The organism is Paenibacillus sp. FSL L8-0641, assembly GCF_038006265.1.
GTDB classification, from domain to species: Bacteria; Bacillota; Bacilli; order Paenibacillales; family Paenibacillaceae; genus Paenibacillus; species Paenibacillus polymyxa_D.
The window spans coordinates 4,565,845-4,580,778 of the sequence record NZ_JBBOUW010000001.1; the positions used below are offsets into that span (position 1 = coordinate 4,565,845).

The 14,934-nt window shown below is 48.0% G+C and carries 12 protein-coding genes; 2 read left to right on the top strand and 10 right to left on the bottom strand.

What is annotated here, in order from left to right:
- Positions 1–45: 45 nt before the first annotated feature.
- Entirely contained in the window at positions 46–507 is a 462-nt protein-coding gene (locus MKY16_RS20805) for a hypothetical protein (RefSeq protein WP_165149442.1), read from the bottom strand.
- A 10-nt stretch (positions 508–517) separates the two neighbouring features.
- Positions 518–1,075 (bottom strand): NAD(P)H-dependent oxidoreductase, encoded by a 558-nt coding sequence (locus tag MKY16_RS20810; protein ID WP_165149444.1) that lies wholly within the window; start codon positions 1,073–1,075, stop codon positions 518–520.
- 134 nt (positions 1,076–1,209) lie between these two features.
- Between MKY16_RS20810 and MKY16_RS20815 the strand changes: the two genes are divergently transcribed.
- Both MKY16_RS20815 and MKY16_RS20820 read left to right on the top strand, forming a co-directional pair.
- The gene (locus MKY16_RS20815; RefSeq protein ID WP_025724158.1) at positions 1,210–1,845 is read left to right on the top strand and encodes an HlyD family secretion protein; all 636 of its coding nucleotides are present in this window, start codon (positions 1,210–1,212) and stop codon (positions 1,843–1,845) included.
- A gap of 9 nt (positions 1,846–1,854) precedes the next feature.
- Positions 1,855–3,378: a DHA2 family efflux MFS transporter permease subunit gene (locus MKY16_RS20820; protein ID WP_029519221.1), complete on the top strand. Its 1,524-nt coding sequence runs from the start codon at positions 1,855–1,857 to the stop codon at positions 3,376–3,378.
- An 88-nt stretch (positions 3,379–3,466) separates the two neighbouring features.
- Here the strand turns inward: MKY16_RS20820 and MKY16_RS20825 are convergent, their stop codons facing one another.
- The 8 genes from MKY16_RS20825 to MKY16_RS20860 all read right to left on the bottom strand — a co-directional run bounded on the left by MKY16_RS20825 (position 3,467) and on the right by MKY16_RS20860 (position 14,911).
- Positions 3,467–5,449 carry a heavy metal translocating P-type ATPase gene (locus MKY16_RS20825; RefSeq protein WP_340957611.1) on the bottom strand — a complete coding sequence of 661 codons (1,983 nt, stop codon included), beginning with the start codon at positions 5,447–5,449 and terminating at the stop codon, positions 3,467–3,469.
- A gap of 430 nt (positions 5,450–5,879) precedes the next feature.
- Positions 5,880–7,331: a PEP-utilizing protein gene (locus MKY16_RS20830; RefSeq protein WP_340956856.1), complete on the bottom strand. Its 1,452-nt coding sequence runs from the start codon at positions 7,329–7,331 to the stop codon at positions 5,880–5,882.
- Positions 7,332–7,636: 305 nt separating this feature from the next.
- Entirely contained in the window at positions 7,637–9,973 is a 2,337-nt protein-coding gene (locus MKY16_RS20835) for a heavy metal translocating P-type ATPase (protein WP_340956859.1), read from the bottom strand.
- 188 nt (positions 9,974–10,161) lie between these two features.
- Complete coding sequence (locus MKY16_RS20840) at positions 10,162–10,530, bottom strand: ArsR/SmtB family transcription factor (protein WP_007432172.1); 369 nt, start codon at positions 10,528–10,530, stop codon at positions 10,162–10,164.
- Between the two features lie 149 nt (positions 10,531–10,679).
- The gene (locus tag MKY16_RS20845; protein ID WP_029519228.1) at positions 10,680–11,804 is read right to left on the bottom strand and encodes an NADH:flavin oxidoreductase; all 1,125 of its coding nucleotides are present in this window, start codon (positions 11,802–11,804) and stop codon (positions 10,680–10,682) included.
- A gap of 186 nt (positions 11,805–11,990) precedes the next feature.
- Positions 11,991–12,326, bottom strand: a complete 336-nt coding sequence (gene cyoD, locus MKY16_RS20850) for a cytochrome o ubiquinol oxidase subunit IV (protein WP_029519230.1) — start codon at positions 12,324–12,326, stop codon at positions 11,991–11,993.
- Positions 12,327–12,935 (bottom strand): cytochrome o ubiquinol oxidase subunit III, encoded by a 609-nt coding sequence (gene cyoC / locus MKY16_RS20855; RefSeq protein WP_013373104.1) that lies wholly within the window; start codon positions 12,933–12,935, stop codon positions 12,327–12,329.
- The gene (locus MKY16_RS20860; RefSeq protein ID WP_025723659.1) at positions 12,935–14,911 is read right to left on the bottom strand and encodes a cbb3-type cytochrome c oxidase subunit I; all 1,977 of its coding nucleotides are present in this window, start codon (positions 14,909–14,911) and stop codon (positions 12,935–12,937) included. Before MKY16_RS20860 ends, cyoC begins: the two co-directional genes overlap by 1 nt.
- Between the last annotated feature and the right edge of the window lie 23 nt (positions 14,912–14,934).

A 14,934-nucleotide genomic window follows, 5' to 3' on the forward strand; every position in this document is an offset into this window, starting at 1 on the left:
CCAGACAGATAAGCAGCCTTTTTGGCATGTTCATATGGAGATACGTCATTTTTTTTGGTTCATGGAGCGCAGTGCTTCACGGTACTGCTCGTCCTCACTTTTGTAAGTCTCCTTCTCTCCATTGGATATTGGAGAACGTCTTTCCTTTTCTTCGTCCTTTTTGGTAAAACCACGTAAAGCCGCACGATAATCCTGATCTCCGTAAGCATCTTTAATATTCTCGCGATCTTTTTCCACCTTCTTATCCGTCTGGATATCAGGCACCTTGTGTTGTTCCTCCGCATGATGCTCTTCGACATCGATATCCTTAGGAGGCGTCTCTTGCGCAGGATCTATCCATTCACGCGCCTCGGGTTCCACCTGTACAGGATAAGGACGTTTGCTTCTTTGCCGTGAGTCCTCTTCGGTAGAGCGAGTCTTGGAAGAGGACTTGCGCGTCATCTTCGTATTAAATACCAGCAAAAAAATAAAGGCAACCGCAGCTACTACGATAAAAGCAATGGTCATCGGTAGCCTCCTATTCTCTTTCAGCGCTACGGTACCGTCCCGCTATTTCAGCGACCCGTTTGCCCAAAGAGCGGCCTAGTGCAAGATCATCACCCGTTGGAAGATTAGGTGGTCCATTGGGGTCAGTCTCCACCGGACATGTTATCCCTACGCCGTAATAGGAGCCGTATAATGCATTTTCCGTAATATTGGCGGGCAGTCCTACAATAATCATGCCTTGATGAAGCATTGGAGTAATCAAATTCAGAAGTGTGGATTCCAATCCACCATGAACGGTAGCGGTTGTGCAAAACACAGCGCCGATTTTGTCCACCAGCTTGCCCTGCGCCCACAGATACCCCAGCTTATCAATCCAGCTTTTCAGACCGCTGCTGATCGTACCAAAATGCCCCGGACAACCCCATAGGATCGCATCCACACTCACTAGCTCATTCACATCGGCCTCATTTACATGCTTTAACAACACTTCCGTGTGCTCAAGGTGTGCTCCTTCTGCAATTGAGCGTGCGAGACGTTCGGTATGCCCATTTTCACTGTCATATACAATCATGATTCTGGTCGTCGTCATTATGCGCATCATCCTTTGTCAGCAAAATCATCCTTTTCGCATGCGCTCTTAACCTTGCCCAAAATCCATCTGAATATTATGAATCGTTTGACGCATACTTTGAAAATCCAAGAACTAGGGAGGCATGTTAACACATGAATTCACGCGCCATATTAGTCAACTTGCTAGTTATTATCATTATTCTGGCAGGAGGTGGAGCCGCCGCCTATTACTACAATCAATCCGCCAACTACATAAAAACCGATAATGCCCAAGTGAGTGGACAAGCGGTTACCGTTGCCTCTCCAGGCGCTGGCAAGCTCACAGGCTGGAATGCTGAAGTTGGTAAAACCTACACCGCTGGAAGCACACTGGGTAATGTAGAAGGAGGCGGAAGCCGAATTAGCGTTACGATTCCAACCGATGGTACCATCGTGCAGCAATCTGCGGTCAACAACTCAATTGTTGGGGCAGGCACGCCTTTAGCGAAGGCTTTTGATCTAAACAATTTATGGATTACCGCCAATATAGACGAAACGGCTGTACAGGATCTTCAAGTAGGACAAACCGTAGATGTATATATTGATGCTTACCCGGATACGTCCCTGAGCGGTAAACTCGAAAAGATCGGCCTGGCGACCGCATCGACTTTTTCACTACTGCCCACTTCCAACACCACTGCCAACTATACCAAGGTGACGCAGGTCGTGCCTGTCAATATTTCCATTCAAGGTTACAAGGGGCTGGGTATTATCCCGGGAATGAGTGCGACTATCAGAGTTCACAAGTAGGGGGCTGTCATGGATCAAAAAATGTCCGTCGGACGTATTCTGTCCGTGCTGCTGCTAGGCGCCTTCATTTCGATTTTGAATCAAACGCTGCTTAACGTGGCCATTCCACACTTAATGAATGATTTCAATGTGTCTGCCACAACCGTTCAATGGCTTTCCACCGGATATATGCTAACCAACGGGATTTTGATTCCTATCACTGCTTTTCTGATTGAGTCCTTCGGAACACGTGCGCTGTTCATCTCCGCGATGGGGTTATTTACTGCCGGGTCTGTCGTCTGTGCTGCCAGTACCGGCTTTGCGCCTATGCTGGTTGGACGTGTTATCCAGGCCAGCGGAGCAGGCATCATCATGCCTGTGGTGATGAACGTGTTCCTGACTGTGTTTCCTCCAGAAAAACGGGGCGCTGCCATGGGTACTATGGGAATCGCCATGATGTTTGCCCCGGCGATTGGACCAACTTTATCCGGCTATATTGTGGAGCATTACAGCTGGCGGCTGCTATTTTTACTTGTTATTCCGCTGGCGGTCATTGATATTCTGTTTGCCATACGCTGGCTCAAAAATGTATCCAAGCTAACGAAACCGAACTTTGACCTGCTGGGAACCGTCTTTTCCACCCTTGGGTTTGGCTTCCTGCTGTATGGCTTTAGTTCAGCTGGGGACAAAGGCTGGGGTAGCAATACAGTAATACTCACACTCGCTGCCGGGATTGTGTTTATTGTATTGTTTATCGTGCGCGAGCTGAACATGCTACAGCCGATGCTGGAGTTCCGTGTGTTTAAATATGATATTTTTACTGTATCAACCTTAGTCGGGGCTACCGTCAACATGACGATGTTTGGCGGTATGCTGCTGCTGCCAATCTATTTGCAAAATATACGCGGCTTTACACCGTTGCAATCCGGTCTGCTGCTGTTGCCGGGTGCACTGCTGATGGGTGTGATGTCACCGATATCAGGGGCAGTATTTGACCGTATAGGCGCAAGACCGTTGGCGATCATTGGACTGATCATTACGGCAGTCACGACATGGGAATTCAGTCTGCTGACCGACGCCACCACCTACGGACATATTATGATCATCTATACGATTCGCAGCTTCGGAATGTCATTGCTGATGATGTCCGTCCAGACGGAAGGGCTAAACCAGTTGCCTCCCCATCTCGGTAGCCATGGTACAGCCATGTCCAATACAGTACGGCAAATTGCCGGGTCTATCGGTACCGCTTGGCTCATTACTGTAATGAGCAGCCGAACCACGATTCATGTAGCGGATTATGCGAATGTCGCTACCACCGCCAATGTTCCTTTAACCGAAGGGGTAGCACAGTTGGGACAAACCCTCGCGCAAACGGCGGGCATTTCAACAGAAAGTGGTTCATCGTTAGCGCTACAACAGGTGTACCGAAATGCTGTTACGGAATCGACGATCCATGGCATTAATGATGCCTTTATCATTGCTACAGGGATTGCGCTGGCAGGGCTATTGTTTTCCTTGTTCTTACGACGGTCTACGCCACGACGAAGATAGACGTACAGCGTTGCGAGGCTGCAAAAGAAGGAGCATTCACCCCTTGAATTTTTAAGAGGATGAATGCTCCTTCTTGTGATTATTAGCCCTATGACCGTAATAAGCGCAGGCCATTCAAAATAACCAGTAATGTGCTACCTTCATGCCCAATAACCCCAAATGGCAGGGCTATATCTTGCACAAAGTTGCTGATCACAAGCAGCAAAATGACACTTACCGCAAAGATCATATTTTGTTTAACCACCCGCTGCGCCTTGCGGGCCAGTGCTACCGTCGGAGCAATCTCCTCGATTCCATCGTTCATCAGCACAACGTCTGCGACCTCCAGTGCGGCTCCGCTGCCATGCATCCCCATGCCTAGTCCTACGGTTGCCGCTGTCAACGCAGGAGCGTCGTTCACACCGTCGCCGACCATGACGACATGCCCGTACTGCTCCCGCAGCATGCGAATATGGCTGACTTTGTCCTCCGGCATTAAGCCAGCATACACGGCGTCAACTCCGGCCTGCGCCGCGATCACAGCGGCCGTTTCTGGACGGTCCCCGGTTAGCATGACAACCCGGATACCCTGCGCTTGCAGTCGTTTCACGGACTCTTGGGCCTGCGGACGCAGCTCGTCGCGTAGTGCCAGCATTCCGGCAATCCGATCATTCGCGAGGATGATGGATACGGTTTTGCCCTCAGCTTCCAGCCGGGCCCGACTCTCCATCCACTTTGGCTCTGCCAGAGAACCAGGTTCATCCAGTACATTTGTACGCCCAATTTTCCACTTCACCCCACCTATGATGCCTTCCATTCCCCATCCGGTGAGTGCCTGCACTTCTTCGGTTGGAAGAAGATCTCTCTGTCCCAAATCAGCTTCGGCTTTGGCTACAATCGCTCGCGCCAGTGGATGCAAAGAATAGCTTTCAATTGTGGCGACCATATGCAATAACTCATCGGCATCGTATTCTGCGGCGGTAATCCAATCCGTGACGACAGGTGACCCCATCGTTAACGTGCCTGTTTTGTCAAAAGCAACAACAGAAGTCAATGCCATATTCTCCACATGTGCACCACCTTTGAACAGGATGCCCCGTCGGGCACGGTTGGAAATGGCCGATAGCATTACTGGCATAATGGATGATACGAGCGCACAGGGGGAGGCCACGACGAGGAACACCATAGCCTTGTAAAACGCTGCTGCCCACGTCCAGCCTAATGCTATGGGTGCACCGGCAATGACGATCAGCGTGACAGCAACAACAATTCGAGCGTACACCGATTCGAACGTTTTAATAAAACGCTGGGAATCAGGAACTTCGGTCTGAGCCTCTTCCACCATACGAATGATTTTTGAAAATAAAGTGTTCTCTGAGGACTGACTAACCTCTACATATAGCACCCCTTCTCCATTAATGGTGCCCGCATATACTTCGTCACCTTCCACCTTATTTACCGGAATAGATTCACCGGTAATCGATGCCTGATTCACTGCCGAAACGCCCTTAGAGATTCGGCCGTCCGCCGGAATCAGTTCGCCCGGCTTCACCAGCAGCAGGTCGCCTGGCAACAGCTGCTCAATGCCGACCGTTTCGGTCCCGTCGCGAGACAAGCGCAAAGCCGTTTCCGGCTTCAACGCCATAAGCTCAGAAATATCCTTACTACTACGCTCGGTGGTATAGCTCTCCAGCGCACCGCTGAGCGCAAAAATAAAGATCAGCATGGCTCCTTCATTCCAATAGCCAATGGCCGCAGCTCCTAAGGAGGCAGCAATCATGAGCAGGTTAACATCCAGATCATGTTCTCGGATCAGTGTTTCGACTCCTTCCCTGGCTTTGGACCAGCCCCCAAGGGCATAGGACACCACATACAGAATGACCGATAGCCATTGCCACCAATGTGAGACTCCCCATGCCATCAACATCAGCAATCCACTACCTAGAGCAGCTTGCATCTCCTTGTTTTTCAGCATACTTTTAAGCTGAAATTGCGGCTTACGATTCGGACCGGGTCGTCCGCTGCCACTGTTTTTTGAAAGGGTTCGGTCAGAGGGAGACAATGTATCTTGTAATCGTTGAACAGCTTGCATCATGTCACGTTCCTTTCCATATTTTGTTCCTTGTACTAGCATCTCATTGAGAATGATATCCATTGTTAAGTGCCTTAAAATAGCACATGCTGCTTCGGGAAGCCCGAAGCAGCATGTTTAGCAAATGAGAATGATAATCATTTTTGCATCTATACAATTATTTTGGTTTAGAGAAACTTTTGTTTTATTATATACCTTTTCTTTTCCACTTGTAAACCAGCAATAGTCTAAATAAAAAAAGATACCCGCGCAAACACCACAGGTATCCTCCATATTTAGAGCATCCGATTCAGGATTTGCAAAAATCGATTCCAGTCGCTCCAAAGTGCAATATATAGACGAACTAGACCATTTCGATCTATATTTTGTTCCTTGAAAATCGCTTATTGGATTTTTGCAAAATCCTCTATTACATGAATTCAGGTTATCTTCAGGCTAAAGGAAACTTCCACGCATGGTTGTGTGCAGTCCCAGAAGTGTGCTGACGATCTGCGGGCTGTTGCAGTTCCAAACGCGCAGCTGCAAGGCGTGCGGCGGGAATTGCTGTGTCCGGGCAAATGACCCCCGTCAGCTCATTCTCCCAGATCGAAATCCCATCCAGAGACTGGTTAATTTCATCTATTGCTATCCATAAAGGAAGCTCGGGCTTTACACGTCGAACAGCTTCCATTATGCATTTTATCGTATCACTAGTATTCTCATGACCATCGACACCGGGTGGAATCAACTGATCCTCAGTCCTAATATCATCGGATGGAGTTGGCATGACTTCTAAAATGACCGTATCGGCAAAACGTGTCAGATCTGCAGCTTGAGCCACCTGCTTGATCTGTCGTGCACCCACTTTGGATATGTTATTGGGGTTGGCTGACTCCTCCGACCGCGCGGCTTCCTTGTTCCATGTTGGGCTTATGTTAGGCACCAAAGACGGGGCAACTGTCAAAAGCACGCCTACCCGATATGGAATGCACCGAAGACGTCCGCATAAGGTCTGCTCCGCAACGCCGTCAATCCAGTCTCGGGTTGCCCGGAATTCGTCCACGTCAGCCGGATTGCGTACCATAATCTCCAGCTTGGGTTCTCCCCCCTGCCGCACGCTCCGCAACGCCGCACGCAGTAATGCCTCCAGCTGCATATCTTGCAAGCTGCCAATACCCACTGCATTGTTCTGCTCCATTAGGGCGACAGTGAGTGGCGATCCGTTCAGAGACTCGAATAAGCCTTCATACTCTGTTTCCAGCAAGCTGATGATTCGGCGGGACAAATGCTCACACAATCCAGGCAGGCCAGATGCCTGGTTAAAGGTTTTGTACGTGTCAGATGCACGAGAGCCGGGAATAAGGATGGGGTCGGGCTCCCCGTCAGGGGCATGAATCGTCTGTCCAGACTCAGCTACGTCCAGATAGGCATAGCATAATTCCCCCACGCGGCCAGAGGCCTGTGACAAGGGGCCATGCAGAAGACTATAACCGTCGAAACTGCCTATTTCTGTTGCTGTCTCTGTACTTATACGACTCATACTTGTAGGAGCATCGGCATAAATCCGTATGAAGGTACGTCTGTATTCATCGCTCCATTTTAGGAGTGTACCCATTGCTTGCCCAATATCGTTGCCGCTATTCAGCATCGTTTCCCCAAGTAATTCGGGATTCGCAGCCATCAAAGCCTCCGCTCGGCTGATTACGCCCTGCTCAGCTAAACCAACCAGCCAGCCCAACGGATCTTCCTCCTGCGTAGCAGATACTTCATGGCTGCCTGCCCTTAGCGTCTCCATAGCCAACCTCTGTGCAGCAGTCTCCATACCCGACTCTGGATCTTTGAGATCCCGGCTGTTTTTGCCGCCCAACAGCTCTGCGAATACATGCATCAGTTTAGCCTCCATGCTATTAATCCATCCTTTCTTCCGTCAGCAAGTTGGCACACACGAATTTGAGTACCCCTCCAAATAAGGAAAACGCTTACTCATAATGGAGCAACCGAATCTTACATGGGCCTTACTTGTAAAGCCCCTACCTTAACGTATTAGGCACGCTACACATTTATACATCTCAGCACAACTACCATACATCACAAAAAACCTCAGTATACTGCTGACACGTGACCTCTCGAAAAAAGAACCTATAAAAAAACACCCCCGGTCTTCACAGGATGCCTACATCCGATGTTAACCCGGGGGTGTTTATTTTTTTACTCGTAAGAACGAACCTTCAATACACGCATCACATTCAATACGGCTAGCAATGTTACACCTACATCGGAAAATACAGCCTCCCACATAGTGGCAATACCGAATGCTCCCAGCGTAAGAAACACAGCTTTGACACCTAGCGCAAATATAATGTTTTGCCATACGATACGACGCGTGCGCTTGGCGATATGGATCGCCGTAACCAGCCTTGAAGGCTCGTCGTTCATGATTACGATATCTGCCGCCTCAATCGCAGCATCCGATCCCAAACCGCCCATCGCTACACCGACATCCGCCAGCGCCAGTACGGGTGTATCATTAATCCCATCGCCTACGAACAAAATTTTGTCGCTCATTTTTTTACTTGCAGACAACTCCTCGATGGCTTCGGCTTTGTGCTGAGGTAACAGCTCTGCCCGTACTTCATCCAAACCCAGCTGTCGTCCTACAGCCTCGGCAACTGTCCGATTGTCACCCGTCAGCATGATGGTTTTCACCACACCCAACTTTTTCAGTGAAGCAACCGTTTGGGCTGCATCTTCCTTAACCTCATCTGAAATCAGAATGCACCCGGCATACGTTCCGTCTACAGCCACATGTACGACCGTTCCTTCATCCAGCGTCCCTGCTTGCTGCGCCACGTTAAAAGCCACATGCTCCCGCTCCATCAGCTTGGCGTTCCCGGCTGATACCAGACGACCATCAATTTGTGCCTGAATCCCGTGACCGGATATTTCACTATATTGCTGAACCCGTTCTGCTCTGAGTTCTTTACCGTAGGATTCACGCAGAGACGCAGCAATAGGATGTGTGGAATGCAGCTCCGCCAAAGCGGCGGTTTCGAGCAGGGTTTCGTTTGTAAAATCCCCGGCAGGATAAATCCCTGTTACACGGAAAACACCTTTGGTGAGTGTGCCTGTTTTATCAAAAACAGCGTATTTTACATGATTCAGAGCTTCAAGATAATTCCCGCCCTTGATCAGAATACCTGAACGGGAGGCTGCCCCGATTCCCCCAAAGAAGCCCAGTGGAATAGATACTACCAGCGCACATGGACAAGAAATAACGAGGAAAACAAGCGCACGGTACACCCAATCTGCAAATTGTGCACCTGGCACAACAAGCGGTGGAACAACCGCCAACAACAGCGCTACAATAACCACTACGGGAGTATAGTATCTGGAAAATTTCGTGATAAACTTTTCAGTCGGCGCTTTTTTGGCACTCGCATTTTGCACTAATTCCAAAATTTTAGAGACCGCGGATTCACTAAACTCTTTGCTAACCTCTACCGTTAGAAGCCCGTTCGTATTGATAAATCCACTCAACACGCTACTTCCCGGCTCCACAGTACGAGGCACCGATTCACCAGTCAACGCAGAGGTATCCACATGCGATTTACCATCTACAACTTTACCGTCCAGCGGGATCTTCTCGCCTGGCTTAATCACAATCAAATCCCCAATGCGAACGTCTTCTGGAGACACTCTCCGTACGGACTCAGCCGTCTTCAGGTTCGCATAGTCCGGTCTAATATCCATCAGATCACTGATGGATTTACGTGAACGGTTAACTGCAACACCTTGAAACAGTTCTCCGATTTGATAAAAGAACATGACAGCTACGCCTTCCGGGTATTCCCCAATCGCAAATGCACCAACAGTAGCCAGCGTCATCAGGAAGTACTCGTCAAAGGCCATTCCACGCACCAGACTGCGTGCAGCCTGCAAGACAACATCACCGCCAACGATGATATATGCCAGTAAAAATAGGGCCAGCTTGCCTACACCTTCGACAGGTAACCACCAGGCAACAGCCGCAACGACCGCACCAATAGCCAAACGCGCAATCATGCGGCGCATACCGTCCGTACCGTGATCATGCGTATGCCCAGCGTGGCTATCATCTCCATGCGAATGTGAATGAGCATGGGTGGATTCACCATGTTTGTGCTCTGCATGGTGGTTGTGATGCTCTTGTGTATGTCCTTCACCTTCATCATTATGCTCATGACCGCATGCACAATCCTCTACGCTATCTGATTGTACTGCACCAGCATGGCTTCGACTGTCTTCATGTAGGTGGCCACGGGCACTTTTTACCACCATCCGAACATGTGGCTCAAGTCTATGAACCTTCCGTTCCGTCTGGCGAAAAACCTCTTCTTTTTGATCCGAACTTGTGGTCATCGTCAACGTTTTCGTAACAAAATTGACCGAGCAATCCATGACCCCTTCTATTTTACTGACTCCATTTTCAATCTTGAGCGCACAGTTGGCGCAATCCAAACCTTCCAAAATCCATTCATGCCGTTCCGTTCTTTTTAGAGCATCCATAATCATTGGCCTCCAATTAACTATATATGAGCAACTGTTCATATATTATTTATTAAGGTCATTATATTCAGGATCAGGGTCAAAAGTCAATGACATCTAGCCCTTTTTAACAAAAAAATCGACTTCAACGGACAAACGCCAAAAGAGCGCCAATCGCTTGGCGCCCTCTGTTGTTTTATCCCAAAAGATTATTGATGTGATATGTGTTGATGGGTTTGCAAAAAGATCTGCTCCACATGATTATCATCCAGTGAATAAAACACCGTTTTGCCTTCTTTGCGTCGTTTGACAATACGCAGGTTGCGCAAATAACGAAGCTGGTGGGATACCGCAGATTGTCCCATATTGAGCACCTGGGTCAGATCATGAACACACAGTTCTTTTTGTGCCAGGGCATAAATCAGCTTGATTCGTGTCGGGTCACCCAAAGCTTTAAACAGCTCCGACATTTTGTATGCGATGGAATCCTCAACAAGGGAAGATTTTATGCGCTCGATTTCCTGATCTGAACCGTGACAAGCCGGCTCGCAATCCAAAGCTTCCGTTTCAGAATTCATCCTTTTCACCCCGTGTATTTCGACTTGATGCTCCTATTATAGCAAATTCGTAGAGTTTACGAATAGCTTATATTACAGCTTGCCCTGTAACAGAAGACTTCCAAGTCTCAAATGCTTGCCTAACGCTATAGCTTTACAGTACATAAAGCTTAATTCAGCGTCTTTAATACTTCATCACTGTAAGGAATAATTTCTTCTATTTGTTGATCACGTAACTTCACCGCAAACGCTGGATCAACCAGCAAAGCACGTCCAACCGCAACCAGATCAGCTTCCTCTCGTTCTACTTGCCCCACGAGTTGTTCTAATCTTGCCTCTACACTACTGGATTGTTCGGTTTGACGATTATTATTTTTTTCAAAATCACTCAAAAACGCCTTCTCCAAGCCAATGGAGCCTACAGTAATAACTGGCTTACCTGTTATCTTTTTCGTCCAAGCTGCCAGGTTTAGATCGGACCCTTCAAATTCCGGTTCCCAAAAACGGCGGCTTGAGCAATGGAATACATCCACTCCTGCCTTCACTAATGGAGCGAGAAACTGTTCAAGTTCCTGAGGTGTCTGTGCCAGCTTTTCTTCATAGTGGTACATCTTCCACTGGGAGAATCGCAGTATAATTGGGAAATCCGGCCCTACTGCACGACGACAAGCCTCAATGACCTCCACCGCAAATCGAGTACGCTGGACCAAATTGCCTCCATATTGATCGGTACGCTTATTCGTTTTGTCCCAGAAAAACTGATCGATTAAATAGCCATGTGCCCCATGAAGCTCAATGCCGTCAAAACCCACTCGCTGGGCATCGGCAGCAGCCTGAGCATAAGCGGAGATGATATTCGCAATCTCGGTCTCGGTCAACGGCTCAACTACCTTTTCACCGGCAGGAGAAATACCGGACGGACCGACAGGCAATGCCTCGGGATTCGGTTGGTTATCCGCACCTATTTGGCGAGCTGTACCCACATGCCAGAGCTGCGGTATAATCTTGCCACCTACCGCATGAACCTCCTCGACTACCTTGGCCCACCCCTTTAATCCCTCACCATAAAAATTAGGAATGCTGGTGTGCTCTACAGCTGCGGGATGATTAATAGCAGTTCCCTCCGTAATAATCAAACCAACCGCATTTTCTGCACGCCGACGATAATACATCGCCACGTCAGACCCTGGGATACCTTGAGGAGAAAAATTTCGTGTCATTGGCGCCATAACAATCCGATTGGGAAGAGATAAATTACCTGCCTTAAAAGGTTTAAACAGTAATTCTGTGTTCATTACTTTTCCCTCCGCTCTCCACTAGTATTATCGTTTTCACTCTACTGTTATACAATTCCATTTTACACATACGTAAACTTGAGTTCAAGAAACCACAGTTTTAATTTTAATAAGCTACACAAAAAAAAGAAGAAGCGGTTCTAAGTCCGCTCCTTCTTTCCTAATTAGTTTGTACTTGTGTGATTTTTAGTGTGCTACCATGTTGTATTCCATAATCCATACTGAACCACCAACGACGGTCAACAGGATCACTACACCAAGAATCAAGGTCATAACATTCCAACGTGGTCCATTGCTTTCACGGATGTGCATGAAGAAGAAAAGCTGAACCAGAAATTGCAGCACTGCCGCGGCTAAAATAACAACCATGGTCGAAGTGCGGCTCAACATATGATTCATCACCACGAAGAGAGGAATGATGGTCAGTACGATGGACAGAATAAACCCGATAACATAGGATTTCACTGAACCGTGAGAATCATCATGACCATGCGAACCCGCTCCTGATTGATGCTGTGCCATCTACATCACCCCCATCAAATAGACGACTGTCAGCAAGAAGATCCAGACAGCGTCCAAAAAGTGCCAGTACAAGCTCAATGCCGAAACTTTCCCCTTCGTCTCTGGTGTAAGCCCGCGTTTTTTCAACTGGAACATGAGTCCAATCATCCAAACCAGACCTAACGAAACGTGAAGTCCGTGCGTTCCGACTAGAGTGAAGAATGCCGACAAGAACGCACTGGTTCCAAAATTGGCTCCTTCGTGTACCATTTCAACAAACTCGTAAACTTCAAAACCGATAAAACCAAGACCCAGGATCGCTGTTACGATTAACCAGCTGATTAATCCCTTCATGCTTCCTTTGTTCATAGCCAACACAGCCAGACCACTTGTGAAGCTGCTCGTGAGCAAGAGGAACGTTTCAATAATAACGCCCGTCATGTTAAACAGCTCTGCGCCACCTGGTCCTCCGGCCGTGTTATTCCGAAGGACAACGAAGGTTGCGAACAAGGTACTGAACAGGATTACGTCCGTTACGAGGAAGATCCAAAAACCAAGCATCTTCAGCTCTTGCGGATCGTGATGCCCGTGGTCATGATCATGGCTGTGATGTGCTGCAGCTTGTGCCATTATACAGACCCCCTTATTGCCGCTTCCGTGCGTTTTACTTCATCCGCAGGGATATAGTAGTCGCCATCGTAGGAGAAGAACGAACGGCAAATCATACAAATTGCCACACCGATCAGCCCTGGAATATAGAAGAACGACCATCCGAATACGAACCCGAAACCTGCAATGAAAAAGAATACCGACATAATGAATGGAATCGCCGAGTTTTTCGGCATATGAATCGCTTCAATTGGCGGTTGCTTTCTGAAAATACCTTTTGCACGTTTATCTTTTTCTGCCCACCAGTCATCACGTTCTTCTACTTGTGGAATGGTAGCAAAATTGTATTCCGGTGCAGGTGAAGGTATCGACCATTCCAACGTATGGCCACCCCAAGGGTCGCCTGTTGTATCCTTCAGCTTGCGGTAATTCTTGATGCCCAGAAGAATTTGAAGAACCTGGAACAAGAACCCAATCCCCATCAGGAATGCCCCAACGGTCGAAACGAGGTTAAGCGGCTGCCAGCCGGTATCCCAGCCATAAGTGCTCAGACGACGCGTCATACCCATCAGACCGAGAGAATATTGTGGAATAAAACATACATAGAAACCGATGTTCCAGAACCAGAAAGCCCATTTACCAGGCGTTTCAGGCAATGTGAAACCGAACATTTTAGGCCACCAATAGTACAGACCTGCCAAGTAACCAAACACTACACCACCAATCAGAGCGGAGTGAAAGTGAGCGATCAAGAAGTAACTGTTATGGAACTGGAAGTCAGCAGGCGCTACAGACAACATGACGCCCGTCAAACCAGCAATCAAGAAGTTCGGAATAAAAGCAATTGACCACATCATAGGGGTCTTGAATGTAATCTTACCCCGATACATCGTGAACAGCCAGTTAAATACTTTAACCCCTGTCGGTATAGCGATAACCATCGTCGAAATCGCAAAGAATGCATTAACATCTGCGCCTGATCCCATCGTGAAGAAGTGATGCGCCCAGGTGAAGAAGGACAGGATCGCAATCATGAACATAGCGTAAACCATGGATTTGTAGCCAAACAATTTCTTTTTGGAGAATACACTGATGACCTCGGAATAAATACCGAAGGCAGGCAAAACTACAATGTATACCTCAGGGTGACCCCACATCCAGATCAAGTTGATATACATCATCGGGTTACCGCCGAAATCAAGCGTAAAGAAGTGTCCTCCTCCAAAGCGGTCAAGGAACAGCAATGCCAAAGTAACCGTCAGAATCGGGAATGCGAAAATGATAATAACACATGACGAAAATACGGACCACGTGAAGACAGGCATTTTCATCCAAGTCATACCAGGTGCACGCATTTTAATAATGGTCACAATAAAGTTGATCCCCGTAGCCAATGAACCTATACCAGAAATCTGAATACCCCAGATATAGAAGTTCTGACCGACGCCAGGACTAAATTGCAGTTCTGAAAGCGGTGGATAACTCAACCACCCTGCATCTGGCGAACCGCCGATAACAAAGGACAAGTTGAACAACATCGCTCCCATAAAGAAAAGCCAAAAGCTCAATGCGTTCAGGAAAGGAAACGCAACGTCGCGCGCACCAATTTGAAGGGGTACGGCGATATTAAACAAACCAAACATCAACGGCATCGCCATAAACAGGATCATGATCGTGCCGTGAGTTGTGAAAATCTGATTGTAATGCTCAGGATGCAGAAGTGTCACATCCGGTGTAGCCAGTTGAACACGCATCAATAATGCATCCACGCCTCCGCGGAATAACATCAAGATGGCCGCAAGAATATACATAATACCGACTTTTTTATGGTCAACAGTAGTCAACCAGTTTTTCCAAAGCCAGCCCCATTTTTTGAAATAAGTGAGCACAAACACGATCCCGATCGTCGCTAATGCGATGGAGACGTCCGCTCCATAGATCATTGGGTCTCCAGTAACGAAGAAAGTGGATGCAAACTCTTTTATTTTGTCAAGCATTGGGGGCCTCCTTCCTTATAATC